Source organism: Bradyrhizobium sp. Crot121, assembly GCF_059512385.1.
The window spans coordinates 1-448 of sequence record NZ_JCAMOR010000380.1 but is presented as its reverse complement, the minus strand read 5'-3'; the positions used below and the strand labels follow the sequence as shown (position 1 = coordinate 448).

The following is a 448-nucleotide window of genomic DNA, read 5'->3' as shown; positions in this document are numbered from 1 at the left end:
TTTTCATAGAACGTGAGTCGTGATTCAAGATCGGGATGATTCCCGAAGCAAGAGAAGTCCGCGTTTCGCGGAAGGAGCGTCTGGAGCTAGAAGCCCGGTGCCGCTTGCCGCGAACGTTACAGCGTGATCTGAAGCGTGCCCGGATTGTTCTATTGGCCGCGGAAGGCTGCAGCACGCGTGCGATAGCCAAGACAGTCGGCGTGCAGCCGCGGATCGTCAGCCATTGGCGGCATCGCTTTGCGGATGAAGGGCTTGCGGGCTTGGAGGACAAGCCGCGGCCCGGCAAGAAGCCGATCTACACGAAGGCGACCGGTAAGCGGATTCTGGCGCTGCTGGACAAGCCGCCTCCTGCCGGGTTTGCGCGCTGGAACGGCCCCCTGCTGGCGGAGGCGCTGGGCGACGTCGACGTTCAATATGTCTGGCGCTTCCTGCGCGAGCACAAGATTGA

The 448-nt window shown here is 62.1% G+C and carries 1 protein-coding gene; it reads left to right on the top strand.

Annotated elements, in window-relative coordinates:
* Nucleotides 1-35 precede the first annotated feature (35 nt).
* Nucleotides 36-448, top strand: a 413-nt coding sequence (locus AC5ZGW_RS47075; RefSeq protein ID WP_496114264.1) for a helix-turn-helix domain-containing protein, incomplete at its 3' end; no start/stop codon positions are given.